This is a genomic window from Streptomyces roseifaciens, assembly GCF_001445655.1.
GTDB lineage: Bacteria > Actinomycetota > Actinomycetes > Streptomycetales > Streptomycetaceae > Streptomyces > Streptomyces aureoversilis.
The window spans coordinates 72,218-97,690 of the sequence record NZ_LNBE01000008.1 but is presented as its reverse complement, the minus strand read 5'-3'; the positions used below and the strand labels follow the sequence as shown (position 1 = coordinate 97,690).

The 25,473-nt window shown below is 74.2% G+C and carries 21 protein-coding genes and 1 pseudogene; 11 read left to right on the top strand and 11 right to left on the bottom strand.

Annotated features, from left to right (window positions below; all coding sequences use genetic code 11):
• Positions 1–31 precede the first annotated feature (31 nt).
• Together AS857_RS36205 and AS857_RS36200 are read right to left on the bottom strand one after the other, a co-directional pair.
• Positions 32–511, bottom strand: a complete 480-nt coding sequence (locus AS857_RS36205) for a copper chaperone PCu(A)C (protein ID WP_058047724.1) — start codon at positions 509–511, stop codon at positions 32–34.
• On the bottom strand, positions 508–3,060 hold the full coding sequence (locus AS857_RS36200; protein WP_107105776.1) for a heavy metal translocating P-type ATPase: 2,553 nt from the start codon (positions 3,058–3,060) through the stop codon (positions 508–510). Before AS857_RS36200 ends, AS857_RS36205 begins: the two co-directional genes overlap by 4 nt.
• 677 nt (positions 3,061–3,737) lie before the next feature.
• Here AS857_RS36200 and AS857_RS36195 point away from each other — a divergent pair.
• Both AS857_RS36195 and AS857_RS36190 read left to right on the top strand, forming a co-directional pair.
• The gene (locus AS857_RS36195) at positions 3,738–5,009 is read left to right on the top strand and encodes a cytochrome P450 family protein (protein WP_058047723.1); all 1,272 of its coding nucleotides are present in this window, start codon (positions 3,738–3,740) and stop codon (positions 5,007–5,009) included.
• Positions 5,010–5,016: 7 nt separating this feature from the next.
• Positions 5,017–6,021: an L-tyrosine/L-tryptophan isonitrile synthase family protein gene (locus AS857_RS36190; protein WP_079110962.1), complete on the top strand. Its 1,005-nt coding sequence runs from the start codon at positions 5,017–5,019 to the stop codon at positions 6,019–6,021.
• A 42-nt stretch (positions 6,022–6,063) separates the two neighbouring features.
• On the opposite strand, the gene AS857_RS36185 is transcribed toward AS857_RS36190, so the two are convergent.
• Complete coding sequence (locus AS857_RS36185; protein WP_063804449.1) at positions 6,064–6,942, bottom strand: helix-turn-helix transcriptional regulator; 879 nt, start codon at positions 6,940–6,942, stop codon at positions 6,064–6,066.
• A 209-nt stretch (positions 6,943–7,151) separates the two neighbouring features.
• Between AS857_RS36185 and AS857_RS36180 the strand changes: the two genes are divergently transcribed.
• Positions 7,152–7,937, top strand: coding sequence for an alpha/beta fold hydrolase (locus tag AS857_RS36180; RefSeq protein WP_058047721.1), 786 nt, complete (start codon positions 7,152–7,154; stop codon positions 7,935–7,937).
• 88 nt (positions 7,938–8,025) lie between these two features.
• A complete protein-coding gene (locus tag AS857_RS36175) occupies positions 8,026–9,192 on the top strand; it encodes a serine hydrolase domain-containing protein (RefSeq protein ID WP_058047720.1) in 1,167 nt (388 codons plus the stop codon).
• A gap of 148 nt (positions 9,193–9,340) precedes the next feature.
• Here the strand turns inward: AS857_RS36175 and AS857_RS36170 are convergent, their stop codons facing one another.
• From AS857_RS36170 to AS857_RS36160, 3 genes are read right to left on the bottom strand one after another with little or no spacing between them, the layout of a single operon-like run.
• A complete protein-coding gene (locus AS857_RS36170) occupies positions 9,341–10,156 on the bottom strand; it encodes an ABC transporter ATP-binding protein (RefSeq protein WP_058047719.1) in 816 nt (271 codons plus the stop codon).
• Between the two features lie 4 nt (positions 10,157–10,160).
• Positions 10,161–11,240, bottom strand: a complete 1,080-nt coding sequence (locus AS857_RS36165; protein WP_058047718.1) for a FecCD family ABC transporter permease — start codon at positions 11,238–11,240, stop codon at positions 10,161–10,163.
• The gene (locus tag AS857_RS36160) at positions 11,241–12,302 is read right to left on the bottom strand and encodes an ABC transporter substrate-binding protein (protein WP_058047717.1); all 1,062 of its coding nucleotides are present in this window, start codon (positions 12,300–12,302) and stop codon (positions 11,241–11,243) included.
• Positions 12,303–12,635: 333 nt separating this feature from the next.
• Between AS857_RS36160 and AS857_RS36155 the strand changes: the two genes are divergently transcribed.
• On the top strand, positions 12,636–13,355 hold the full coding sequence (locus AS857_RS36155) for a PIG-L deacetylase family protein (RefSeq protein WP_058047790.1): 720 nt from the start codon (positions 12,636–12,638) through the stop codon (positions 13,353–13,355).
• A 50-nt stretch (positions 13,356–13,405) separates the two neighbouring features.
• Here AS857_RS36155 and AS857_RS36150 read toward each other — a convergent pair whose 3' ends face one another.
• The 3 genes and pseudogenes from AS857_RS36150 to dhaL all read right to left on the bottom strand — a co-directional run.
• Complete coding sequence (locus tag AS857_RS36150; RefSeq protein WP_144440931.1) at positions 13,406–14,647, bottom strand: PP2C family protein-serine/threonine phosphatase; 1,242 nt, start codon at positions 14,645–14,647, stop codon at positions 13,406–13,408.
• 82 nt (positions 14,648–14,729) lie between these two features.
• Positions 14,730–15,110, bottom strand: coding sequence for a PTS-dependent dihydroxyacetone kinase phosphotransferase subunit DhaM (locus tag AS857_RS41765; RefSeq protein WP_275477397.1), 381 nt, complete (start codon positions 15,108–15,110; stop codon positions 14,730–14,732).
• Between the two features lie 105 nt (positions 15,111–15,215).
• Positions 15,216–15,836 (bottom strand): annotated as a pseudogene (gene dhaL, locus AS857_RS41760) (dihydroxyacetone kinase subunit DhaL); the annotation flags it as partial.
• 253 nt (positions 15,837–16,089) lie between these two features.
• Here dhaL and AS857_RS36140 point away from each other — a divergent pair.
• Positions 16,090–16,764 carry an esterase/lipase family protein gene (locus AS857_RS36140; protein ID WP_058047715.1) on the top strand — a complete coding sequence of 225 codons (675 nt, stop codon included), beginning with the start codon at positions 16,090–16,092 and terminating at the stop codon, positions 16,762–16,764.
• Between the two features lie 60 nt (positions 16,765–16,824).
• On the opposite strand, the gene AS857_RS36135 is transcribed toward AS857_RS36140, so the two are convergent.
• A complete protein-coding gene (locus AS857_RS36135; protein WP_058047714.1) occupies positions 16,825–18,081 on the bottom strand; it encodes a glycoside hydrolase family 18 protein in 1,257 nt (418 codons plus the stop codon).
• Positions 18,082–18,447: 366 nt separating this feature from the next.
• Between AS857_RS36135 and AS857_RS36130 the strand changes: the two genes are divergently transcribed.
• Entirely contained in the window at positions 18,448–19,620 is a 1,173-nt protein-coding gene (locus AS857_RS36130; protein ID WP_058047713.1) for an acyl-CoA dehydrogenase family protein, read from the top strand.
• Between the two features lie 115 nt (positions 19,621–19,735).
• On the opposite strand, the gene AS857_RS36125 is transcribed toward AS857_RS36130, so the two are convergent.
• Entirely contained in the window at positions 19,736–20,113 is a 378-nt protein-coding gene (locus tag AS857_RS36125; RefSeq protein ID WP_058047712.1) for a hypothetical protein, read from the bottom strand.
• 208 nt (positions 20,114–20,321) lie between these two features.
• On the opposite strand from AS857_RS36125, the gene AS857_RS36120 reads away from it, so the two are divergent.
• The 4 genes from AS857_RS36120 (at position 20,322) to AS857_RS36105 (ending at position 25,448) form a co-directional block, all read left to right on the top strand.
• A complete protein-coding gene (locus AS857_RS36120) occupies positions 20,322–20,765 on the top strand; it encodes an Lrp/AsnC family transcriptional regulator (RefSeq protein ID WP_030365423.1) in 444 nt (147 codons plus the stop codon).
• Between the two features lie 74 nt (positions 20,766–20,839).
• Entirely contained in the window at positions 20,840–22,483 is a 1,644-nt protein-coding gene (locus AS857_RS36115; RefSeq protein ID WP_058047711.1) for an amidohydrolase, read from the top strand.
• A gap of 515 nt (positions 22,484–22,998) precedes the next feature.
• Positions 22,999–24,690: an apolipoprotein N-acyltransferase gene (gene lnt / locus AS857_RS36110; protein WP_058047710.1), complete on the top strand. Its 1,692-nt coding sequence runs from the start codon at positions 22,999–23,001 to the stop codon at positions 24,688–24,690.
• On the top strand, positions 24,687–25,448 hold the full coding sequence (locus tag AS857_RS36105; protein ID WP_058047709.1) for a polyprenol monophosphomannose synthase: 762 nt from the start codon (positions 24,687–24,689) through the stop codon (positions 25,446–25,448). Before lnt ends, AS857_RS36105 begins: the two co-directional genes overlap by 4 nt.
• Positions 25,449–25,473 lie beyond the last annotated feature (25 nt).

Sequence of the window (25,473 nt, the reverse complement as noted above, 5' to 3'; positions counted from 1 at the left end):
AACCTTCGAGGTCCATGAGCCTTCGAGGCCGTCAGCTCCCCGGCCGCACGACCTCCGCCTCCACCTGCACCGCCCCCGCCCCGCGGAACTTCAGCACGAACGGCAGCCGGTCACCGAGCTTCAGCCGCGGCGGGGCCGAGACCATGACGTCCAGGCCGTGCGGGGACATCTCCAGCGTGCCGCCGGCCGGCACCGTCGCCGACCGCACCATCTGCATGGTGCCCGCGCCCTTCTTGCCCACGGTGCGGCTGAGCATCGCGCCGCCGGCCGTCGGAGCGTCGACGCCGACGAGCTCGTCGTCCACGTCGCCGTCGTTCCGTACCCGGAAGAACGCGGCCGTGTCGTCCCGGCCGAGCGGCAGCAGCACGCGCGCGTTCTCGACCGTGACGGCCGGGGGCCGGCCCGCCGCGCCCGAGGCGGTCCACGCGCAGAGCCCGCCGAGGGTCACGGCGCACGCCAGGACGGGGACGAGCGCGGCGCGCCCGGCAGCGGTGAGTCCGGAGAAGTTCACGCGTCACCTCGCGGGGCCAGGGCGGCGCCGGGGCGCCGGCCGGTGGAAACAGAAGATGCAGACCTGCCGTGCGGACGCCGTCCCGCCGACGCCCGCGACGGCACCGGCTGCCAGCCGCGCAGCCGCAGGCTGTTCGCGACGACCAGCACCGAGCTGACGGACATCGCCGCGGCAGCGACCATCGGGCTCAGCAGCCCCACCGCCGCCAGCGGCAGCGTGACGAGGTTGTAGCCGAACGCCCAGGCGAGGTTGGCGCGCACCGTCGCAGACGTGCGCCGGGCCAGGCGGACGGCGTCCGCCAGGGCTCCCATGTCCTCGCGGACCAGCGTGACGTCCGCGGCGCCGATGGCCGCGTCCGTGCCGCCGCCCATCGCGATGCCGAGGTCCGCGCCGGCCAGAGCAGCCGTGTCGTTGACGCCGTCGCCGATGACCGCCACCCGGCGGCCCTGGGCGCGCAGCTCCCGTACGAGCTCCGCCTTCTCCTCGGGCGTCGCCCGCGCGTGGACCTCCGTGATGCCGAGCTCCGCGGCGACGGCGTGCGCCGCGCCCTCGCTGTCGCCCGTCGCGAGGACGGGCCGCAGGCCGAGGCGCTTGAGGTGGTCGACGGCGCGGTAGGAACCGGAGCGCACGGTGTCGCCGAGGACGATCACCGCTTCGGGCGTGCCGTCCACGCGGACCAGGACCGCGGTGCGCCCGTCCCGCTCGGCGTCGCGCACGGCCGAGGCCAGCGCCTCGGGGAGCGGGGCCGCTGCCGCGGTGGTGTGGCCCTTCGTGCGGGGCGCGCGCCCCGCACGCTGCGGGCGCCCGGCCACCGTGTCCGGACGTACGACCTCCACGAGCCGTCCCTCGACCCGTCCGGCGACGCCCTTGCCCGGAGTGGCTGTGAAATCAGTGACCTCCGGGAGACGCGGTGCGGGATCTGCGGCGTCCGGCGCCTCCGGGGCTTCGGCTGCCGGAGCGCCCGCTCCTGCAGCCTTCGACCGCGGCGTCTCGGCCGCCGCCGATGCCGCGGGCTCCGAAGCCGCTGCGGAGACAGCGGCCGAGGCAGCGGACGCCCTCGGCACTCCCGACTCCGCAACCCCCGGCCCCGCCGTGCCCGCCGCACCCTGCACGTACGCACAAACCGCCCGGCCCACCGGATGCTCCGACCCCTGCTCCGCCGCCGCGGCCAGCCGCAGTGCCGCAGCCTCGCCGATGCCGTCGGGCCGGGCCGTCACGCCCGTCACCGTCATCGAACCCGTCGTGAGCGTGCCGGTCTTGTCCAGCACGACCGTGTCCACGCGCCGCAGCCCCTCCAGCGCCTGCGGCCCGCTGACGAGGATGCCCAGGCCCGCGCCGCGGCCCGTGGCCGCCAGCAGGGCCGTGGGCGTGGCCAGCCCGAGCGCGCAGGGGCAGGCGACGACGAGGACGGCCACCGCGGCGGTGACGGCCGCCTGCGTCGAGGCGCCCGCGCCGAGCCAGAAGCCGAGGACCGTCACGGCGACGGCCAGCACGGCCGGCACGAAGACCCCGGCGACGGCGTCGGCCACGCGCTGCGCCTTCGCCTTGCCCGCCTGCGCCTCCTCCACCAGCTTGGCGATCCGGGCGAGCCGGGTGTCGGCGCCGACCGCCTCGGCCCGTACCTCCAGCAGCCCGCCGGAGTTGACGGCGCCACCGACGACGGACGTGCCCGGCCCGGCCTCCACGGGCGCGCTCTCGCCCGTCACCAGGGACAGGTCCAGCGCCGAACTGCCCGCGACGATGACGCCGTCGGTCGCGACGCGCTCACCGGGCCGTACGACGAAGCGGTCGCCGACGCGCAGCTGCTCGATGGGCACCCGGCGCTCCGTACCGTCCGCCGCCCGCACGAGCACGTCCTTCGCGGCGAGCGAGGCGAGGGCCCGTAGCGCGGAGCCCGTGCTGTGCCGGGCCCGGGCCTCCAGCAGCCTGCCGATCAGCACGAACAGGGGCACGCCCACGACCGCTTCGAGGTAGACGTCCGCCGTGCCGACCGTCATGGAGGGCACCAGCGTGAACGGCATCCTCATGTCCGGGCGTCCGGCGCCGCCGAAGAAGAGCGCGTAGGCGGACCAGGAGTAGGAGGCGATGACGCCGAGCGAGACGAGCGTGTCCATCGTCGCGGCGGAGTGCCGCAGCCCGCGCAGCGCACGCTCGTGGAAGGGCCACGCGCCCCAGACGGCGACCGGCGTCGCGAGGACGAAGCACAGCCACTGCCAGTTGCGGAACTGCAGGCCGGGGGCCATGGACAGCACCAGTACGGGGACGGACAGCACGGCCGTGATCAGCAGCCGGGTCAGGGCGCCCGTGGCGGCCTCGCCCTCCTTGCCTTCCTTGCCCGCCTTGTCTCCCCCGGAACCCGGCGCGGGGGCGGGCTCGGGCAGCGCCGCCGTGAAGCCGGCGCCCTCGACGACCGCCATCAGCTCGGCGGGGGTGACTTCGGCGGGGTGGGAGACGCGGGCCCGGCCCGTGGCCAGGTTGACGGTCGCGCTCACGCCGTCCAGCCTGCCGAGCTTCTTCTCCACGCGCGCCACGCAGGCGGCGCAGGTCATGCCGCCGACGATCAGTTCGGAGGTCGCCTCCGCCGACGTGGCGGCGGAGCCGGTGCCGGGCGCGGTGCCGGCCGCGGTGTCGGTCTTCATGCTCATCGCCCACCCATGCCGTGCATACCGCCCATGCCGTTCATGCCGTCCATGCCGCCCATCCCTCCGCCGGAACCCGATCCCGAGCCTGATCCCGAGCCCGATCCGGAACCCGAGCCGGATCCACCGGTGCGGTGTATCCCGGGAGCCGCCGGACCGGCGGCCGTGCCGGCGGCGTACGCGACGCCGAAGAGGGCGGCCAGGAGCAGGACGAAACCGATCAGGGTCGCGTACGGACTGCCGTAGGGACTTCCGGACGGAGTTCCGGATGGACGTCCGGATGGAGAGAGGGGGCGACGAGCGGTCATCTCCGCATCGTGGCACGCTGTGCGGCCGGTTCGGCCGCCTTCCGCCCGCTCCCGGCGCGTGAGGATTGTCCCTTGTGCCCGCGGGAACCAGAGCTCCTTGCCGGCCGACTACCTGGAGATACGGAACCCGTGTGGCAGGGCCGGGATCCGGGAGCCGTCCCCGCCGTCGTTCGCAGAGTCGTCCGCAAATTCGTGCGAACAACCCCCCGACCGGCGGGAACTCACCCCGCCGTCCGTCCGACTTCTCAGGGGTCCACGACTTCGCGAGGAGCCCTCACCGTGTCCCAGCCCGAGCCGTCCGAGCTGCCCGACCCCGTCCCCCTCTACGGGCCCGAGTACAAGCGGGACCCCTACCCGCTGTACGCGCGGATGCGGGAGGCGGGCCCGATCCACCGGGTCCTCTTCCCCAGCGGGGTCACCGCCTGGCTGGTCACCGGGCACGAGGCCGCCCAGAAGACCCTCGCCGACCCCCGGCTCGGCAAGAACCACGACCGCGGCAACGACCGCTGGCGCGCCCGCGCCTCGATCATGCCCGAGCCGCAGCACTCGCAGCTGCAGGTCCACCTCCTCCACCAGGACCCGCCCAAGCACACGGCCATGCGCCGCCTGGTGACCGACGCGTTCGCGCCGCGGCGCGTCGAGGGGATGCGGGCGCGCTTCCAGGAGATGGCCGACGCGCTCGTGGACACGATGCCGGCCGACGCGGACTCCGCCGACCTCGTGCAGTGCTTCGCCGCCCGCTTCCCCTTCCGGGTGCTCGCCGAGGTCATCGGCCTGCCGCCGCACCTGGCCCGCCGCTTCCGCCGCGAGTGGGGCAAGGTCGTCGCGCCCGTCGGGCCCACGGACCCCGGACGGCCCGCCTACGAGGCGCTGCTGCGCGAACTCCAGGGCTACATCGCCGAGGTCGTCGCCGACCGGCGCGAGGCCCCCGGCGACGGGCTGCTCAGCCGCCTGGTCACCGCCCGCGACGCGGGCGAACTGACCCCGGAGGAGCTCGACTCCATGATCTTCCAGCTGCTGGTCGCCGGCCAGGAGCCCGTCACCAACCAGATCACCACCGCCATGGTGAACCTGCTCCGCCACCCCGAGGCCCTGGCGCGGCTGCGGGACGAGCCGGAGCTCATGCCCGCCGCCGTCGAGGAACTCATGCGCATCGACAGCGCCTTCGAGCTGACCACCTGGCGCTTCCTCGCCGAGGACGCCGACCTCCACGGCACGCGCGTGCCCGCCGGCGACTCCGTGATCGTCTCGCTGTGCGCCGCCAACCGCGACCCCGAGCGCTTCCCCGACCCCGACACGCTCGACCTCGACCGGGCCCAGGGGCCCCACCTGGCCTTCGGCCACGGCATCCACTTCTGCCCCGGCGCGGCGCTCGCCCGCATCGAACTCCAGGTGGCCCTCGGCACCTTGCTCGCCCGGCTGCCCGGCCTGCGGCTCGCCGTGCCCGACGAGGAGCTCCCCTGGATCCCGGCCGTCCTCGGCCGCGGGACCTCCGCACTGCCGGTCGCCTTCGACCGGGCCGCCGCCGTCTGCCCCATGGGCCGTGGGTGAGTGCCGCATGTCCCACGCCACGCTGACCTCTCCCGTTCCCGTGACCCCCGCTGCGGCTGCTCCCGCTCCGGCCGCCGGTGCCTCCTCCGCCTCCTCCGCCTCCTCCGCCTCGTCCGTCGAGGCGCGCATCCTCCGCCTCCTCCTGCCGTACCACCGCACCACCGGCGCCGGGTCCGCGGATCCCGCGGACTTTCCCGAGCAACTTCGCCAGATACGACAGTTCACGGACGCGGGCGAGCCCGTCCTCTTCACCCTCCCCGGGTTCCCCTGCAAGTCGCCCAACCCCGCCAAGGTCCTCGGCCACCTCCCCGACGAGGGCGAGCGGCTCTCCCTCGCCTTCCTCGACCGGCTCTGCTCGCGCATCGGCGAGGTCCACGCGCCCGGCGCGCGCATCCTCATCTGCTCCGACGGGCACATCTTCGGGGATCTCATCCACGTACCGGACGAGCACATCGACGCCTACGGCGACGCGCTCCGCGACCTGATCGCGGGGGAGGGGCTCGGCCGGCTCGGCACGTTCGACCTGCGCGACGTCCACGGGGACCTCGACCACGACACCAAGCGCCGGCTCGTGACCGAGGCCTACGCGCCCTCGGTGGAGGCACTGCGGGCCCTCGTCCGCAGCGACGAGGAGACCGCGCGGCTCTACCGCGGCATCACCCGCTTCCTCGTCGAGGACACCGCGGACTTCGACGGCACGCGGTCCGCGCTGCAGCGCGAGTGCCGGATCCGCGCCTACGGGGTCATCGCGCGCAGCCGCGCCTGGGGCGACCTCATCGCCGACTGCCACCCCAGGTCCGTGCGGCTGTCCATCCACCCGCAGCGGCCGGGCGCGGAGAAGTTCGGCATCCGGCTGCTGGACGCGGCCGACGCGTGGGCCACGCCGTGGCATGCCGCCGTCCTGCGCGGGCGCGGGGGAGAGGCGCGGCTCATGCACCGGGCGGAGGCGGAGACGCGGGGGCGCCTCGTCCTCCGTGCGGGGCGCCCGAGCCACTTCGAGGAGCGGGGGTAGCGGCCGGGAGCAGCGGCAGCTGGGACCGCAGAGAGCGACCCGTCAGCCGGTCGGTGCCGGTGCCGGGGCCGGGTCGAACTGGCCGGTGCCCACGACCTTGAGCAGGGCGAGGCGTTCGGCGGTGTCGCTGCCGGCCGGCGGGGTGTACAGGATGACGCGTTGGTCGCCCTCCGGCGCGAGCAGCATCTGGCAGTCCAGGTCGACCGGGCCGATCAGCGGGTGCAGGACCTTCATGCGCGTCGCCCGGCGCACCGCGACCTCGTGCAGCTTCCACAGGCCCGCGAACTCCTCACTGGCGTCCCGCAGCCGTTCCACCAGGCGCGTCGCAGCGGGGTCGCCTGCGCGCCGCCCCACGGCCGCCCGCAGGTCGGCCACGTGCAGCCGGCTGTAGTAGTCGTGCTCGCCGGCCGGATACGCGGCGCGCTGCGCGGGGTCGGTGAACCAGCGCCACACCACGTTGCGGCCGTGCTCCGAGACCGTGCACACCCCGCCCAGCAGGGCCTCGGCCATCGCGTTCTGGGCCAGGACGTCCCCGAGGTCGCCGAGCACCTGGACCGGCGTGGCCGGGAGCCGGTCCAGCAGGTGCAGCAGCCCCGGGCCCACCTGATCGCCCGCGGTCCGGCCGGCGGGCGGGCGGCGGCCGGCCAGGAGGTGGAGGTGGTCGCGCTCGTCGGTGCTCAGGCGCAGGGCGCGGGCCAGCGCCGCGAGCATCTCCGGCGAGGGCTGAGGGCCGCGGGCCTGCTCGAGGCGGATGTAGTAGTCGGCGGACATGCCGGCGAGCTGAGCGACCTCCTCCCTGCGCAGGCCCGGGGTGCGGCGCCGGGGGCCGGCAGGCAGGCCCGCGTCCTGCGGGCGCACCCGGTCGCGGGAGCGGCGCAGGAAGTCGGCGAGTCCGGAACGGTCGATCGTCATGGTGATCATCCTGCCGGACCGCCCCCGGGCTCAACCAGGGACTGCCGATCCCAGGGTCGGCAAGGCTCTCCCGGCGTCCGCGCGGCGGCGGCACTGTTGGTCGGGCCGGAGCGCGAACGCCGCCCCGGCCGCACAGCAACTGCCGGCGGCAGCCGTAGCGATCGCAGCCACCACAGCCGCCGCCGCAACCACAGCAATCACAGGCAAGGAGCACTCCCATGGCCACCGTCACCGTCAACGGCGCCCAGGTCCACTACGAGCGAGCCGGCTCGGGCCCCGCGCTCGTCCTGGTCCACGGCACGGGATCGGCGGGGGCCGCCGTCAACTGGGGGCGGACCGCTCCCCGGTTCACCCCGCACCGCACCGTGATCACCCCCGACCTGTCGGGCACCGAAGCCACCGTCGACGACGGCGCGCCGCTCACCGCCGAAGGACTCGCCGCCCAGGTCATCGCCGTCATCGAGGACGCGGCCGACGGGCCCGTCGACCTGCTGGGCTTCTCCATGGGCGCCACCGTCTCCGCCGCCGTCGCGGCGCTCCGCCCCGACCTCGTCCGGCGGCTGATCCTGGTGGCCGGCTGGGCCCACACCGACGGCGACGAGTACCTGCGCAGCCTCTTCACCCTCTGGCAGAACCTCGGAACGAGCGACCCCGCCTCCTTCGGCCGCGCCGTCGCGATGACCGGCTTCAGCCGCGGCTTCCTCAACACCATCGGGCGCGAGCAGTTCGAGGCCCTGATCCCCAACATGCCGCCCACCGAGGGCACGCTGCGCCACATCGCCTACGACCTCCAGGTGGACATCCGCCCCCTGCTGCCGCACATCCAGGCCCCTGCCCTGGTCATCGGCTGCACCCAGGACATCACGGTCCCGGTGGAACACAGCCGCGCCCTCCACGCCGCGATCGCCGGCAGCGCCTACGCCGAGATCGACTCGGGTCACGTCGCGTTCTTCGAACAGGAGGAGGCCTTCGTCAAGCTCGTGACCGACTTCATCGAGGGCTGATCGCCATTGCGGCGGCCCGGGAATGACCACCCCCATAAGGCTGTTGTGATCTTCGACCAGCACGTGAGCAACAACAAGGGGGCTGACCATGGCGCGCGACGACGACCAGGTGCAGGGGACCGTGGCAGAGGGGTTCGAGGGCGTGCGGGAGGCGTTCGCGGCGGTGCTCGGCGAGGCGCGGGACGCGCCCGAGGCACAGCTCGTGGTGCACGTGGACGGCCGCCGGGTGGTCGACCTGTGGGGCGGTCCCGGTACCGCGGCGGACACGCTGACCGGCCTCTACTCCATCACCAAGGGCGCCGCCCACCTCGTGGCCGCGCTCCTGGTGCAGGACGGCGTCCTCGACCTCGACCGCGAAGTGGCCGCGTACTGGCCCGAGTTCTCGGCGGAGGGCAAGGGCCGGCTCACGGTGCGCGAGCTGCTCGCGCACCGTTCGGGAGTCGTCGGCGTCGACGGCGGGTTCACCACGGAGGAGCTGGCCGACGACCGGCTGACGGCCGCGCGGCTCGCCGGGCAGCGGCCCTTCTGGGGGCCGGGAACGGCGTACGGCTATCACGCCTTCGTGATCGGCGCCCTGACGGGCGAGGTCGTACGACGGGTGACCGGCCGCTCGATCCAGGAGATCTACGAAGAGCGGATCCGGGCGCCGTACGGGCTCGACTTCCACCTGGGCCTGCCCGAGGCGCTCGAAGCGCGCTATGCGGACGTGCTGCCGCTGCTGCCCACCCCGGAGGAGGCCGAGCGCCTCGCGGCCGGCGCGCCGGCCCCGGACAGTGTCAAGGGCATCGCCTTCAACCAGAACGCGACCCCGCCGACCGACCTGGTGGCCTTCGCCAACACCCGTGCCGTCCGGGCCCTGGGCCCCGCCTCGGCCGGCGGGGTCGGCACCGCGCGGGGCGTGGCGGGGATGTACGCGGCGGCGATCGGCGAGGTGGACGGGCGGGCCCCGCTGCTGAAGCCGGAGACCGTCACCGAGTTCGCCCGCGTCCACTACCGCGGAACCGACCTGGTCACCGGCAACGAGGACGTCTTCGGCCTGGGCTTCGAGGAGCTGACCGGCCGCTACCCCTTCCTCGGCCCGGACGCCTTCGGCCACAGCGGCGCCGCCGGCTCGCTCGGCTTCGCGGACCCGGACAGCGGCGTGGCCTACGCGTACACACGCCGCCGCTTCGCCTTCCCGTCGGGGTTCGGCGCGGGCCTGGAGAACCACCGGCTGGCCGAGGCCGCGGTACGGGCGGCGGCCGCAGCGCGCTAGCCGGCGGTCTGCAGTGAAGGCGCGCCTGCGGTGAGTGCGCCTGCAGCAAGCGCGCCTGCGGTCAGTGCTCCTGCGGTAAGCGGGCCTGCAGCAAGGGCTCCTGCGGCAAGTGCGCCTGTAGCAAGGACGCCTGCAGCAACCGCACCGGCTAGCGGTCCGCCGTCAGCGCCTCCGCCGGCCGCGGCAACGCCTCCGCCGGTGCCCGGTGGTCGAAGGCGATCAGGGGATCGCCCGTCAGCGGATGGTCGATGACCGCCGCCCGGACGCCGAAGACGTCCGCCAGCAACTCCGGGGTGAGGACCTCGCGCGGCGGGCCCGAGGCCACCACGTGGCCCTCGTGGAGGACGTGGAGGCGGTCGCACAGGGACGCCGCCGCGTTCAGGTCGTGCAGGGACAGCAGCGTCGTACGGCGCTGCGCCCGCAGCAGGGCCAGGAGTTCCACCTGGTGCAGGACGTCCAGGTGGTTCGTCGGCTCGTCCAGGACGAGGACATCCGGGTCCTGGGCGAGCGCCCGGGCCAGCAGCACCCGCTGCCGTTCGCCGCCCGACAGGGCGGAGAAGCGCCGCTTCTCCGCCCCGGCGAGGCCCACCCCCGCCAGGGCCGCGGCCACGATGTCCTCGTCGGCGGGGTCGTCGCCCGCGAACGCCCGCTTGTGCGGGGTGCGGCCCATGGCCACGACCGCCCGTACCGACAGCTCGAAGTCGCTGCCGCGCTCCTGGGGGAGCGCGGCCACCCGCCGTGCCGCCTCGGGGGCGGTCAGCGACCTGATGTCCGTACCGCCGACCAGCACGCGGCCGGCGTGCGGCCGCAGATAGCGGTAGACGGTGCGCAGGACCGTCGACTTGCCGCTGCCGTTGGGCCCGACGAGCCCGGCGATCTCCCCGTCCTCCGCGACGAGGTGCACTCCGGACACGATCGTCCGGCCCGACAGCGCCACGTCGAGGTCCTCGATGGCGATCCGCATCTCCCTAGCCCCTCTCCAGGCGGCGGTCCAGCAGGTACAGCAGCGTCGGGGCGCCGATCAGCGCCGTGACCACGCCCACCGGCAGCTCCTGGTCCGGCAGCGCCGTACGGGCCACCAGGTCGACCACGACGAGCAGGACGGCGCCGAACAGCGCCGCCACCGGCAGCAGCACGCGGTGCGCGCCGCCCACGACCATCCGGCACACGTGCGGCACCATCAGCCCCACGAAGCCGATGGCCCCGGAGACCGACACCAGCACGCCGGTCAGCACGCTCGTCACCACGAACAGCTCGCGCCGCAGCCGCGTGACGTCCACGCCCAGCCCGGCCGCGGTCTCGTCGCCCATCAGCACGGCGTCGAGCGCACGGGCGCGCGCGAGCAGCGCGGCCAGGCCCAGGGCCACCGCCGCCGCCGGCACGCCGAGCGTCGCCCACTGGGCGCCACCGAGCGAGCCCATCAGCCAGAACAGCACGCCGTGCGTCTGCTGGTCGTCGCCGGCCTGCAGCACGAGGTAGTGCGTGAAGCCGGACAGGAACTGCCCGATCCCCACCCCCGCCAGCACCAGCCGCAGCGGCGAGAAGCCGCCCCCGCGCCGGGCCATCGCCCACACCAGCGCGAACGACGCGAGCGCACCGGCGAACGCGGCCGCCGACAGCCCCAGCCCGAGGAGCCCGCCCGCACCCGCCCCCAGCACGATCGCCGCGACCGCGCCGAGCGAGGCCCCGCTGGAGATGCCCAGCAGGTACGGGTCGGCGAGCGGATTGCGGACGAGGGCCTGGACGGCCGTGCCGACCAGGCCCAGGCCCGCGCCCACCACGGCCGCGAGCAGCGCCCGCGGCACCCGCAGCTGCCACACGATCAGATCCCGGGTACCCGGCACCGGCTCCTGCCCGCTGATCCCGCGCGTCACCGAGGACCACACCTCGCCGAGCGGCACGTCCGAGGAGCCCAGGCACACCGACGCGGTCAGCGCGACCAGCAGGGCCGCGGCGAGCCCCGCCGCCACCCACGGCGCACGCGCCCCGGGCTCGCGCTCCTCCGCCCGTTCCGCGGTGACCGCGGCGGGCGCCCCCACCGGACCCATTTACTTGACCCGGTCCGGGTGCAGCGTGTGCGCGATCTCGCGCACGGTGTCCGCGCTGCGCACGCCGCCGATCGTGGTGCGCTCCGAGCCGATGCGCAGGAAGCGGCCTTCCTTGACGGCCGTGAGGTCCTTGGTGGCGGGGAAGTTCTTCAGGAACTCCGCGGCCTCGTCGAACGCCTTGGCGTTCGCCTCCTCGCTGCCCCGGTTGCGGACGCCCAGCTGGATCCAGTCCGGGTTCTTGGCGACGACGTCCTCCCAGCCCACGGGCTTGAAGTCGCCGTCGCAGCCGTCGAAGACGTTGCGGCCGCCGGCCATGCCGATCACGGCGTTGGCGACCTGCCGGTTGCACACGGCCATCGGCTGCTTGGTGCCCGCGTCGTAGTCGAAGAAGAAGTACGACGGGCGCTTGTCCTTCGGCACGTCCTTGAGGGCGTCCTGCACCGCGCCCGTCTTCTTCCGCATCTCCTGGACGAGCTCGGCGGCGCGCGCGGAGGTGCCGGTGACCTTGCCCAGCTCCTCGATGTCCGCCTCGACGCCAGACAGGTCCGTACGCGGCGTCTTGCTCATCGCGGCACAGGCCGTCGACTTCAGGAAGACGTGCTTGATCCCGGCGGTCCCGAACTCCTTGGCCGTCGGCGCGTCACCCATCTTGCCCATGTTCTTCATGGACGAGAAGGCGTCGACGTACAGGTCCGCGCCCGAGCCCAGCAGCTTCTCCTTGGGAATCACCGTCCTGCCCAGCACCGGCACCTTCGCCGCGCGGTCCGCGTACTGCCCCGGCATGGCGCCCTTGCCCGGCGGGAAGCCCGTGCCGGCCACCTTGTCGCCCGCGCCCAGCCACATCAGCAGCTCCAGGCTCGCGGCGTTGCTGGTGACGATCCGCTTCGGCGCCGACTCGAAGGTGGTCTTCGCACCCATGCAGTCCGTGACGCTCACCGGGAAGCCGGACCGCGCGCCGGCCGCGGCGTCGTCGGACTTCTTCGCCTCACCGCCACCGCCGCCGCAGGCCGTCGCCGACAGGGCCACAGCGGCCAGTACACCGCACCACGCACGAGGGCGCATCAGACAACTCCAGGAATTTCGGTTCGCCACGGGCCCGCCGGTGCGGGTCCGGATCAGGTAGTCGGACCGCAGGCCCGCCGGGTTCCCGCGTGTCGCGAAGAAGTGCGACGTAGGCTGCATCGAACGCCCCGCCGACGGCACGCGGCGCGCGGGCGGAGGCGGATCCGGCAGGTGAAGGAGACCGTGATGGCGGATGCGACGGATGCGACGACCGACACGACGACCGGCGCGACGGGGGATGGGACGGCGGACGTGACGGACACGACGGATGCGGCGACGGCCGCGGCCGGGCGGCCCGGCGGGCAGCCGCAGCCCCGCGACCAGCTCAAGGAGATGCCCACCGACTGGCGGCGCGCCCTCGCGATCGTCGCCCACCCCGACGACCTCGAGTACGGCGCCTCCGCCGCTGTCGCCACCTGGCTGGACGACGGGCGCGAGTGTGTCTACCTGCTGGCCAGCGTCGGCGAGGCCGGCATCGACACCCTCGCCCCCGCCGAGGCCGGGCCGCTGCGCGAGCGCGAGCAGCGGGCCAGCGCGGCCGCCGTCGGGGTGGAGACCGTCGAGTTCCTCGGCCACCCGGACGGCGTCATCGAATACGGCACGCCCCTGCGCCGCGACTTCGCCGCCGCCATCCGCCGCCACCGCCCCGAGCTCGTCCTGACGCTCAACCACCACGACACCTGGTCCTGGGGCGACTCCGTCTTCTGGAACACCCCCGACCACCGCAACGTCGGCCGGGCCGTCCTCGACGCCGTCGCCGACGCCGGCAACCGCTGGATCTTCCCCGAGCTCGCCGAGGAGGGGCTCCTGCCCTGGGACGGCGTGCGCTACGTGGCGGTCGCCGGCTCCCCGCGGCCCACCCACGCCGTCGACGCGAGCAGCGGCCTCGACCGGGCCGTCGCGTCCCTCCTGTGCCACCGCACGTACATCGAGGCGCTGACGAAGGAGGACCCGGAGACGTACTGCCGCACGTTCCTGGAGGGCAACATGCAGGGCGTCGCGTCGCGGTTCGGCGGCCGGCCGGGCGTCTCCTTCGAACTCTTCAACCGCTGACGGGAGGGACTGTGGCGCGGACCCGCAGTCCGTGCTCCCGGTCTCCCGTCCTACGCCACCGGGACCCCCGCCGTCGCCCCTTCCGCCGCACCCTCCGGGTCGGCCGTCCCGTGGTACTCCGACGCCCGTTCCAGCACCAGCACCGCCACGTCGTCCTGCAGCCGGCCGCCCGTGTGCGCGTCGAGGTCGGCGCGCAGCCTGCCCAGCAGGTCGGGCGTGGGCAGGGCGGCCCACGCGTCCAGCCGTTCCGCCAGGGGGTAGAAGCCGCCGTCGGGCGACCGGGCCTCGGTCACCCCGTCGGTGCAGGCCAGCACCCGGCAGCCGGGCGGCAGGGGGACGCGCTGGACGGTCCGGGGCGAGGCGGCCAGGTCACCGAGGCCCAGGGGCAGCCCCGCGTCGGCCGGTTCCAGTTCGCGGGCGCCGCCTTCCGCGTCGATCAGGAACGGCGCCACGTGCCCGCAGTCCACGAACGTGACCGGCACCGGGTCGCTCGCACCGGGCCGTTCGGAGCCCTCCTCGGTGCCGAAGACCAGCGCCGTGACGAACTCCTCCGCCGCCCGCATCCGGGCGTCCTCCGGCCGCCCGCCGTGCCGGCCGGGCTGCAGCCGCGCCTGGTACTCCGCGGAGCGGTGGTAGCGGTACAGCCCCTGCTCCATCGCCCGCACCGAGCTCTCCAGGTCGCGCCGGTGGTAGGCCGCCTCCCGGAAGGCGGTCAGCACCGCCGCCCCCGCGCCCAGCGTGCCCAGGCCCTTGCCGCGCACGTCACCGATCAGCACGCGCGTCCCGTACGGCGTGTCGACCACCTCGTACAGGTCGCCGCCGACGAGTGCCTCCCGCTGCGAGGACACGTAGAAGCCGTCCACGACCACACTGCGCGTCCGCAGCGGGAGCGGCCGCAGCAGCGCCCGCTGCGCGGCCTCGCCGGTGGCCCGTACGCGCTCCAGCAGGGCGTCGCCGTCGCGCCGCAGCCGGGCCACGGCGATGCTCGCGCCCACCATCAGCGCGTTGCCGACGAACGAGCCGACCCGGTTGACGGCCACCTCGCCGTCGGCCACGCCGTGGTGCGCCACCATCAGGCAGAAGTCGATGACGCCCACGAACACCGTCTGCCGGTACGTGCACAGCGCCGCGGCCGTCATCGGGGCCAGGGCCGCGAAGACGTCGAGGCGCAGGTTCGACGGTGTCATCAGGTCGACGCACACGATGCCCGCCAGGTAGGCCAGGACGAGCGCGAAGGGCAGTCTGCGCGACGACGACACCTGGCGGGACCTCCACGCCGGAACGAGGCTCATAGGGGCATTTGTTGCCATTACACCCTGGCACGGGCGCCGCCCCTCGGCCACCGATGCGATCTTGGTGCCGCCGCCTCTTGACTCAGAGTTTGCGGTATGTGCGGGCGTCGTCCGCCGCGGCGAGGACGGCGGCGAGGTCGCCGCCGGCCGACGCCGTCACCAGGCCGGTCACCGCGCCCTCCACGAACGGCGCGTCGGCGATGCGCACCTCGGCACCGCCGAAGCCCTCGGCGAGCAGCGCCTTCACCGTGAGCACCGCGCTGCCCATGTCGCAGAAGACCACCACGCCCGCACCCTGGTCCGCCGCCGCGACCGCCCGCCGCACCAGCTCGGCGCTCGTGCCCACCGAGCCGTCGGGCAGCCCGCCGGCCGGCGCGGCCGGAGCCGGGTCGCCCGTGCCGACCAGGGCCTCCGCCAGCGCGGCCGTGGAGGCGGCCACCTCGCGGCTGTGCGAGACGAGCACGATGCCGACCCGGCCCGCCGGGGCGGCCTCCTCGGTGGGAACCGGGGCTTCCTCCGCTTCCTCGGCCTCCTGCACCGGCGGCGCCGCGCACAGCTCCGGGTCGGTGGCTTCGTACAGCGCGGTCACCAGCAGCGCCGACGACGTGGCGCCCGGGTCCTGGTGGCCGATGCTGCGCTCGCCCAGATAGCTCGCCCGTCCGCGGCGGGCCTGCAGCGGGATCGTCGCCTCGGCGCCCTCGCGGGCCGCCCGCGCGGCGGCGTCCAGCGCGGCCACGACGCCCTGCGGCAGGGCGGCCACGTAGGCGTCGGCGGCCGGCTGGAGCGCGTCGACCATCGTCTTGTCGCCGGGCGCCGCGTCCCCGAGCCGCCGCACGCTCGCCACGGCCGCCCCCAGCGCCCGCCCCAGAGCCTCCGGCTCGACCACGGGATCCTCGCCGAGGATCTTGCCCATCCGCCGCAGCACGGTCCCGAACAACGGCCCGGACGCGCCGCCCACGGTGTTCGTCAGGTGCACGCCGACGGCCGTCAGCAGCGCCCCCGGCGTGGCCGGCGGCTCCGCGGCCACCGCCTCGGCGGCGGAGGTGAACCCGCGCTTGAGGTTCGCACCGTGGTCGGCGTCGCCGATGGCGGCGTCGAGTTCGGTGAGGTGCGCGGACTCCGCGACGATCACGCGCGTGGCGCGGTCGAGGAAGCGGCGGAAGAAGTCCAGGTCGAGCGGGACGGTCATGTGCGGTGGCTCCTCGTCGCAAGGACATGCAAGTACGCCGGTGCGCAGGCCTGCTGACGCATGGACACGCAGGTACGGGCCCGGTCCGCCTCAGCGTAGTGCGGGAGCCTCGTCCGTGTGATCGCCGGTCGTGCGTCAGTACCCGGGCAGAAGTGACCGGGGTGCCCGGCGCGGGTGGTGCGCGAGGGGTTCCGGGTACGGGCCGGATCTGCCATAGTGCCGCTTCCGTCCGGTCCGGTGGAGAGGTGGCCCCATGCGTCGGCTCGCTCTGTTCCTCCTGGCGGTCGTCCTGGGCGCGGGCGCCCTCGGGACCGCCCCCGCCCGAGCGGCCGCCCCGCCGAATCCGGTGATCTTCGTGCACGGGCGGAACGCCGGGACCGGGGTGTGGGGTGGGATGCAGGACGACTTCGCCGCCGCGGGGTACGGGCGGGAGCGGCTGTACGCCTGGTCGTACGACACGGGCAAGTCGTCGAACGAAGTCCTCGCCGGGGAGTTCGCCGCCTACGTCGACGGCGTGCTGGCCCGGACCGGTGCGGCGCGGGTCGACGTCGTCACGCACAGCCTGGGCGCGCTGCCCACGCGCTGGTACCTCGCGTTCGGCGGCGGGACGGCCAAGGTCGCGCACTGGGTCTCGCTCGGCGGCCCCAACCACGGGACGAGCCTGGCCTATCTGTGCGCGCTGTGGGACCAGGGCTGCAAGGACATGACGCCGAATTCCTACGTCCTGTCGCACCTCAACGCGGGCGACAAGACCCCCGGCCCCACGCGCTACGCCACGTGGTGGTCGGCGTGCGACGAGCAGATCGCGCCCGTGTCGAGCACGGCCCTCGACGGGGCGGACAACCGTCAGGCCACCGGCTGCCTCAAGCACAACGACCTGCTCACCGACGACACCGTGTCACAGCAGGTGCTGACGTTCCTTCGGTGAAGCGCGGTCCGCCCTCACGGGAGGAGAGAGGGCGGACCGCGGGTTCGCGGGGCTCCGGCGTCAGCGGATGGCCTTGATCAGCTCACCGTTCGCCGTATCGCCGCTCAGCTCCCAGAAGAAGGTGCCGCCCAGCCCCTGCCGGTTCTTGTACGCCATCTTCCCGGCGATCGTTGACGGGGTGTCGTAGCTCCACCAGTCGCTGCCGCACTTGGCGTAGGCCGTGCCCCCGACCGTGCCGTTGGCCGGGCACTTGGTCTTCAGGACCCTGTAGTCCTCGAAGCCTGCCTCGTAGGTGCCCTTGGCCGGGCCGGTCGCCGTGCCGCCCGGGGCGGACTGGGTCACGCCCGTCCAGCCGCGGCCGTAGAAGCCGAGGCCGAGGAGGAGCTTGGAGGAGGGGACGCCCAGCGACTTGAGCTTGGTGATCGTGGCGTCGGTGTCGAAGCCGGCCTTCGGGATGCCGCTGTAGGAGGTCAGCGGGGAGTGCGGGGCCGTCGGGCCCTTCGCCTCCCAGGCGCCGAAGTAGTCGTAGGTCATGGGGTTGTACCAGTCGACGTAGCGGGCGGCGCCCGCGTAGTCCACGGCGTCGATCTTGCCGCCGCTCGACGCGTCGGCGGTGATGGCGGCCGTGACCAGGTTGCGCGTGCCGAACTTCGCGCGCAGGGCGGCCATCAGCTTCACGAACCCCTCGCGGCCGCTCGTGTCACAGGTCAGGCCGCAGGCGTTGGGGTACTCCCAGTCGATGTCGATGCCGTCGAAGACGTCGGCCCAGCGCGGGTCCTTGACGAGGCCGTAACAGGACTCGGCGAACGCCGCCGGGTTCCTGGCCGCCTCGCCGAAGCCGCCCGACCAGGTCCAGCCGCCGAAGGACCAGACCACCTTGAGGTTCGGGTGCAGCTTCTTGAGCTTGCGCAGCTGGTTGAAGTTGCCGCGCAGGGCGCCGTCGTCCCAGGTGTCGGCCTTGCCGTCGACGCTGCCGGCCGCGTCGTAGGCCTTGTCGTAGTCGGCGTAGGCGTCCCCGATGGTGCACTTCCCGTTGGTGACGTTGCCGAAGGCGTAGTTGATGTGGGTGAGTTTGGCGGCCGACCCGGACGTCTCGATGTTCTTGACGTGGTAATTGCGGTCGTACACGCCCCAGTTGGTGAAGTAGCCGACCACCTTGCCGCCGACGGCGGTGTCGTCGGGATCCGCGGCGGCGGGCGACGCGGACGCCGGTCCGCCGAGGAGCGTGGTGGTGATCAGGGCCCCGGCGGCGGCGAAGGCGGCCAGGAACGTGCGGGTCGAGCGGAGGGTGAGGGGTCTGCGGGATCGTGCGGGCATGGGTTCTCCTCGGTGGGTGGGGAGAGCTCTCGGGGGGTGACCTGCACTCGTGCCTGCGTTCAGCCGCCGCAGCGATTGGCATGCACTCGCCGAGCGGTGGCAGGACCATAGAAGGACTAGACCAGTGCGGTCAATGGTTTGGACCAACCCCGTTCACGACTCCGTCAGGAGCACGTTGTCCCTGGTGCACGACTTGTCAACCCGTGACGTCCGCCCGCCGATCGGGCATACTCCAAGCCGCCACAGCCGCAGGTCATCCCGTGTCGCGACCCGGCGCGGAATCATCGGCTGGGGGATCACCGACGGCGGCGCCACACCCTTGCGCGCCCGTCGTCGCAGCGCCCTGACAGGGAGGAGAGCGCCGCCATGACCGACCACGGCCCCCAGCCGGTGGAGCGACAGCTGCCCACCGAGGAGTCCCGCGACCTGCTCGCGCTCGTACGCGACCTGGTGCAGCGGGAGATCGAGCCCGCCGCGGCCGAGGAGGAGGAAGCCGGGCGCTTCCCCCGCGAGGTCTTCCGGCTGCTGTCCGCCTCGGGCCTGCTCGCCCTCCCCTACGCCGAGGAGTTCGGTGGCGGCGACCAGCCCTACGAGGTCTACCTCCAGGTCCTGGAGGAGCTCGCGGCGGCCCGCCTCACCGTGGGCCTGGGCGTCAGCGTGCACACCCTCGCCTGCCACGCCCTCGCCGGCTTCGGCAGCAAGGAACAGCAGGCCGAGCACCTGCCCGGCATGCTCGGCGGCGGCCTCCTCGGCGCGTACTGCCTCTCCGAGCCCTCCTCCGGCTCCGACGCGGCCTCACTGCGCACCCGCGCCACCCGCGACGGCGGCACCTGGACCCTCGAGGGCACCAAGGCGTGGATCACCCACGGCGGCGTCGCGGACTTCTACACCGTCCTGGCCCGCACGGGAGGCGAGGGCGCCCACGGCATCACCGCCTTCCTCGTGCCCGGCGACGCCCCCGGCCTGTCGGCCGCACCGCCCGAGCGCAAGATGGGCATGAAGGGCTCGCCGACCGCGCAGCTGCACTTCGACGGGGTGCAGGTGCCGGACGCGCGTCGCATCGGCGAGGAGGGACAGGGCTTCACGATCGCCCTGTCCGCGCTGGACTCCGGGCGGCTGGGCATCGCCGCCTGCGCGATCGGCGTCGCCCAGGCCGCGCTGGACGAGGCGCTCGCCTTCACCGCCGGGCGGCGGCAGTTCGGCCGGCCGATCGCCGACTTCCAGGGCCTGCGCTTCATGCTCGCCGACATGGCCACCCAGATCGAGGCGGGCCGCGCGCTCTACCTCGCCGCGGCGCGGCTGCGCGACGCCGGTCTGCCGTTCTCCCGGCAGGCGGCGATGGCCAAGCTGTTCTGCACGGACGCGGCGATGCGGGTGACCGTCGACGCCGTCCAGCTCCTCGGCGGCTACGGCTACACCGCGGACTTCCCCGCCGAGCGCTACATGCGCGAGGCCAAGGTCCTGCAGATCGTCGAGGGCACCAACCAGATCCAGCGCATGGTGATCGCCCGTCACCTGGCGGGCCCCGAGAGCCGCTGAGGACCGCTGCGCCGGGCCCCGGCACGGCGACAAGCGGAACGGCAGGAAGCGGAACAACAGGAACCGGAACGGCGGGCGGGCGCCACGCGCACCGCCCGCCGGGAATCCTCGGCCGTCAGGACGGCCGGCGCATCTCCGGGACGCGGACCGGGCGGGATCCGGGGCCCCCGACGTGGGAGAACGGCTGGGTCCGCCAGTCCAGGCTCTCCGGCAGGGTGAGCAGCAGCGCCGTGTCGAACTCCTGGCCCTCCAGCGACTCGTCCACCGCGGGGGCCTCCTCCATGGCGCGGCCGGAGCCGGGGCACACGGTGAGCCCGAAGGGATTCCACGGCGAGGGGCACAGCGCGTGCTCGGGGAGCACGTCCTCGTCCGGGAGCAGGGCGATCGGGCGGGCGCAGTCCGGGCAGGTCACCCGGAACATCGTGCTGGTGTCGACCTCGTACGGCTCGTACGGGCTGCCGTCGCCGTCGTTCAGGCGTTCCAGGCTGGGCATAGTCTTTCTCCCCCTCGGATTGGCCGGCCAGGCGTCGCGGCCTCGGCCACAGCAAGCACTTCCCGCGCCGCGAGCCGGGTAATCGCCGCATCGCGGAGGACACGGGTGCATATCTGTGTTGTTCGTCACATGTCTTTGTGCGTCGGCATGCGCCCCCTTGGAGCCGTCGACTGTGCTGCTCCGGCCGGAACCCAGTAGGTTGATCCGCGTGGAGGAGCTGGACAGAGAAATCGTGGAACTGCTCGTCAAGGACGGGCGGATGAGCTACACCGACCTGGGGAAGGCCACGGGCCTGTCGACCTCGGCGGTGCACCAGCGCGTGCGCCGGCTCGAACAGCGCGGTGTCATCCGCGGCTACGCGGCGGTGGTCGACCCCGAGGCGGTCGGGCTGCCGCTCACCGCGTTCATCTCGGTGAAGCCGTTCGACCCCAGCGCTCCCGACGACATCGCGGACCGCCTCGCCGAGATCCCCGAGATCGAGGCGTGCCACAGCGTGGCCGGCGACGAGAACTACATCCTCAAGGTGCGCGTCGCCACGCCGCTGGAGCTGGAGCACCTGCTGGCGCGGATCCGGTCGCTGGCGGGGGTGTCCACGCGGACGACGATCGTGCTGTCCACGCCGTACGAGGCGAGGCCGCCGCGCGTCGGCTGACGCCACGCCCCGAGGGCTCCGAAGGCCGAGCCCCGGTTACGGGGCGGGGCGGGGCAGGGGAGAGACTGATCCCCATGACCGAGCCCCTCGCATCCCAGGACACGCCGCGCACCGTTCTGCTGCGCAACGGCGACGTGCACAGCCCCGCCGACCCGTTCGCCACGGCCATGGTCGTCGAGCGCGGCGCCGTCGCCTGGGTCGGCTCCGAAGGCGCCGCCGACTCCTTCGCCGACGGCGTCGACGAGGTGGTCGACCTCCAGGGCGCGCTCGTCACCCCCGCGTTCACGGACGCACACGTGCACACCACGGCGACCGGTCTCGCGCTCACCGGCCTCGACCTCACCGGCACCGGCTCCCTGACCGAGGCCCTCGGCAGGATCCGGGCCCACGCCGCCGCCCGCCCGGCCGACCGCGTCCTCCTCGGCCACGGCTGGGACGCCAGCGCCTGGCCCGAGCAGCGGCCCCCGGCCCGCCGCGAGCTGGACGAGGCCACCGGCGGCCGGCCGCTGTACCTCACCCGCTCCGACGTCCACTCCGCCGTCGTCACCACGGCCCTGCTCGACCTCGTCCCGGGCCTCGCCGGCCTCGGCGGGTACCACCCCGACGGGCCGCTGACGGGCGACGCCCACCACGCCGTGCGCGCCGCCGCGCACGACGCGGTCACCCCCGCGCAGCGCGCCGAGGCCCAGGCCGCCGCGCTCGACCGCGCGGTCTCCCTCGGCATCGGCTCCCTGCACGAGTGCGCCGGTCCGCAGATCTCCAGCGCCGACGACCTCACCGGGCTGCTGAGCCTGGCCGCCGGCCGGCGCGGCCCCCGCGTCGTCGGCTACTGGGCGGAGGCCATCACGTCCGCGAACGAAGCCGGCCGCATCCGTGAGCTCGGCGCGCTCGGCGCCGCCGGCGACCTCTTCGTGGACGGCTCCCTCGGCTCGCACACCGCGTGCCTCCACGAGCCCTACGCCGACCTGACCGGCGCCACCGGCACCGCCCACCTCGACGCCGCGGCCGTCGCCGCCCACGTCGCCGCGTGCACCGAGGCGGGCATCCAGGCCGGCTTCCACGCCATCGGCGACGCCGCGCTGACCGCCGTCGTGGAGGGCGTCCGCGCCGCGGCGGACAAGCTGGGCCTGGCCCGCGTCCGCGCGGCCCGGCACCGCGTCGAGCACGCCGAGATGCTCACCCCGGAGCACATCGCGGCCTTCGCCGAGTTCGCCCTCACGGCCTCCGTGCAGCCCGCCTTCGACGCCACCTGGGGCGGCGACACGGCCATGTACGCCCAGCGCCTCGGCGTCGAGCGGGCCCGCACCCTCAACCCGTACGCGGCCCTGCTGCGCGCCGGCGTCCCGCTCGCCCTCGGCTCCGACAGCCCGGTCACCCCGCTCGACCCGTGGGGCACCGTCCGCGCCGCCGCCTTCCACCGCACCCCCGGGCACCGCATCTCGGTCCGGGCCGCGTTCACCGCGCACACGCGCGGCGGCTGGCGGGCGATCGGCCGCGACGACGCCGGTGTCCTCGTGCCCGGCGCACCGGCCGACTACGCGGTCTGGCAGGCCGGCGACCTCGTGGTCCAGGTGCCGGACGATCGCGTGGCCAGCTGGTCCACCGACCCGCGCTCGGGCACCCCCGGCCTGCCCGACCTCACCCCCGGCGGCCCGCTCCCCGTCTGCCTGCGCACCGTCGTGGGCGGGCACACCGTCCACGAGCGGCCGAACGAGTGACTCCGCGCCCGGCGCGTACCGCCGAACGATGAGACGTCGGCCTGTCGCCACTTGTGATCACTCGCCGTACTGACCTGCTGATTTGGTGCATACCTCCAGGTCACGGAAGTGTTGACAGGGTGCGGGAGACGGCCGGTAGGTTCTGCGGAGTCCACCACAGGACGTCCGGCCGGTGCACTTCCACACAGTCGTCGAACGCAGCTGGGCCATGGGGGCGGTGCGCCGGGGAGCGGCCCACCGCCACTGGCAGCCAGGTTCCAGCGCACGGGGGCGAGGGAGGTGCTGCCGGGCCGGCAGGTGCGACCCGGGTGGGGCCCGGACGTTCAGTAGACAACGGCTCTAGGTCGACCCGCAGCCAGCGGGTCCCAGGTCGGCCCGAAGGACGCCGGGCCCCCATTCGCCCCACCCCTCCCCTCCCGCCCTCCGCGGCCCTCCCCGCGCACCCAGGGCGGGCACGGCGCCCCGAGCGAGGTACCGTCGGGCTCACCACCGCAAGTCAGCAGGAAGGCTCGCCCGTGCCCCCGGGTCCCGAAACCACCGCCGGAGCCGCCGCGGCATCCGCCCCCGCCGGCGAGGAGCGCCCGCCGGAGACCCCGGAGGACGCGCCCGCCCCGCAGGAGCGCCCCGGCCGCGCCGTGCGCCTCGCCCGGCTCGCGCGCCGCGAGGCCCGCCGCACCGGTGCCGCCGTGCTCGCCGGCGTCGCGCTCGCGCTGTCCTTCCCGCCGTACGACGTCTGGCCGCTGTCGGTCGTGGCCGTCGCCGCGCTGGCCCTGCTGACCCGCGGCCGCACCGCCCGCCAGGCGGCGTGGACCGGTTTCGCCTTCGCGCTGCCCTTCTTCTTCGTACTGCTGCGCTGGCTGCACGTCGTCGGCTACGACGCCGTCTTCGGCCTGTCGCTGGTCGAGGCCCTGTTCGTCGCCGTGCTCGGCGCGGCCCTCGCCCTCGTCTCGCGGCTGCCCGCTTGGCCGCTGTGGGGCGCCTGCCTGTGGGTCGCCCAGGAGCTGGCCCGCGACCGGCTGCCGTTCGGCGGCTTCCCCTGGGGCCGGCTGGCCTTCGCCAACACCGGCTCGCCCTTCACGCCCCTCGCCGCGCTCGGCGGCGCCCCGCTGGTGACCTTCGCCGTCGCCCTCTCCGGCGGCCTCCTCGCGTACGCCGCGGCCGCCCTGTGGCGGCTGCGCCGGGCGGGCACCCGCACCGTCCGCGCCGCCCTCCCGGGCGTCGAGGCGCTCGCGCTGGCCGCCGCGCTCCTGCTCGCCGGATACGCCGTGCCCGTGCCCACGAAGGCCGACGACGAGGTCAAGGTGGCCCTCGTCCAGGGCAACGTCCAGCACGCCGGCATGGACTTCCTCGGCCGCCCGATGATGATCCTCGACAACCACGCCGAGGCCACCCTCCAGCTGGCCCGCGACGTGAAGGCGGGCAAGGTCCCGCGGCCCGACCTCGTCATCTGGCCGGAGAACTCCTCCGACCTCGACCCGTTCCAGTACCCGCAGGCGTACGACCGCATCGACCAGGCCGTGAAGGCCATGGGCGTGCCGGTCCTCGTCGGCGCCCTGGTGGACCACCCGGGCCGCAGCGGCTACATCGACAACAAGGGCATCGTCTGGGACCCGAAGACCGGGCCCGGCGCCTCGTACGCCAAGCAGCACCCCGTGCCGTTCGGCGAGTACGTGCCCTTCCGGAGCGCGCTGAGCAAGGTGATCACCCGCCTCCAGCGCGTCCAGCGCGACTTCTACCCCGGCGACCACACCGGCGTGATGCAGGTCGGCCCGGCCCGGCTCGGCGACGTCATCTGCTTCGAGGTCGCCTACGACGAGATCGTCCGCGACACCGTCAAGGACGGCGCCCGCGCCCTCGTCGTGCAGACCAACAACGCCACCTACGGCCGCACCGGCCAGCCGGACCAGCAGCTGGCCATGTCGCGGCTGCGGGCCGTCGAGCACGGCCGGGCCGTCGTCACCGCCGCCACGAGCGGCATCAGCGCCGTGGTCGCCCCGGACGGCACGGTGCAGCAGCGGAGCGAGGAATTCACCCGGGACGTCATCAGCGCCACCATCCCGCTGCGCGACGGGACGACCGTCGCCGACCGTGTGGGTGCGGGGCCCGAATGGGCGCTCGCTATGGTGGGGCTTCTGTCCTGTGCGGCCGCACTCCTGATCGGCCGTCGGGTACGAATGGACGAGCGGAACAAGAGGGGCCAGCAGTGAACGACGACGGGCAGCGCAGATACGGTCCGCTCGGCACGACCTTGGTGATCATCCCGACCTACAACGAGGCGGAGAACATCAAGACCATCGTCGGCCGGGTGCGGGCGGCCGTGCCGGAGGCGCACGTCCTCGTCGCGGACGACAACAGCCCCGACGGCACCGGAAAGATCGCCGACGAGCTCGCGGCCGACGACGACCACGTCAAGGTGCTGCACCGCAAGGGCAAGGAGGGCCTCGGCGCCGCCTACCTGGCGGGCTTCCGCTGGGGCCTGGACAACGACTACGGCGTCCTGGTCGAGATGGACGCCGACGGCTCCCACCAGCCGGAGGAGCTGCCCCGCCTGCTCACCGCCCTCAAGGGCGCCGACCTGGTGCTCGGCTCGCGCTGGGTGCCCGGCGGCCGGGTGGTGAACTGGCCGAAGTCGCGCGAGATCCTCTCCCGCGGCGGCTCCACCTACTCCCGCCTGCTCCTCGACGTGCCGATCCGCGACGTCACCGGCGGCTTCCGGGCCTTCCGGCGCGAGACGCTGGAGGGCCTCGGCATGGAGGACGTGGCCTCCCAGGGCTACTGCTTCCAGGTCGACCTGGCCTGGCGCGCGGTCAAGGCCGGCTTCCACGTCGTGGAGGTCCCCATCACCTTCGTCGAGCGCGAGCTCGGCGACAGCAAGATGAGCCGCGACATCGTCGCCGAGGCCCTGTGGCGGGTCACCTCCTGGGGCGTCGGCTCCCGCGTCGGCAAGGCGCTCGGCCGCAAGTGACGCCGTAAGCGCCCCATAAGCTCCA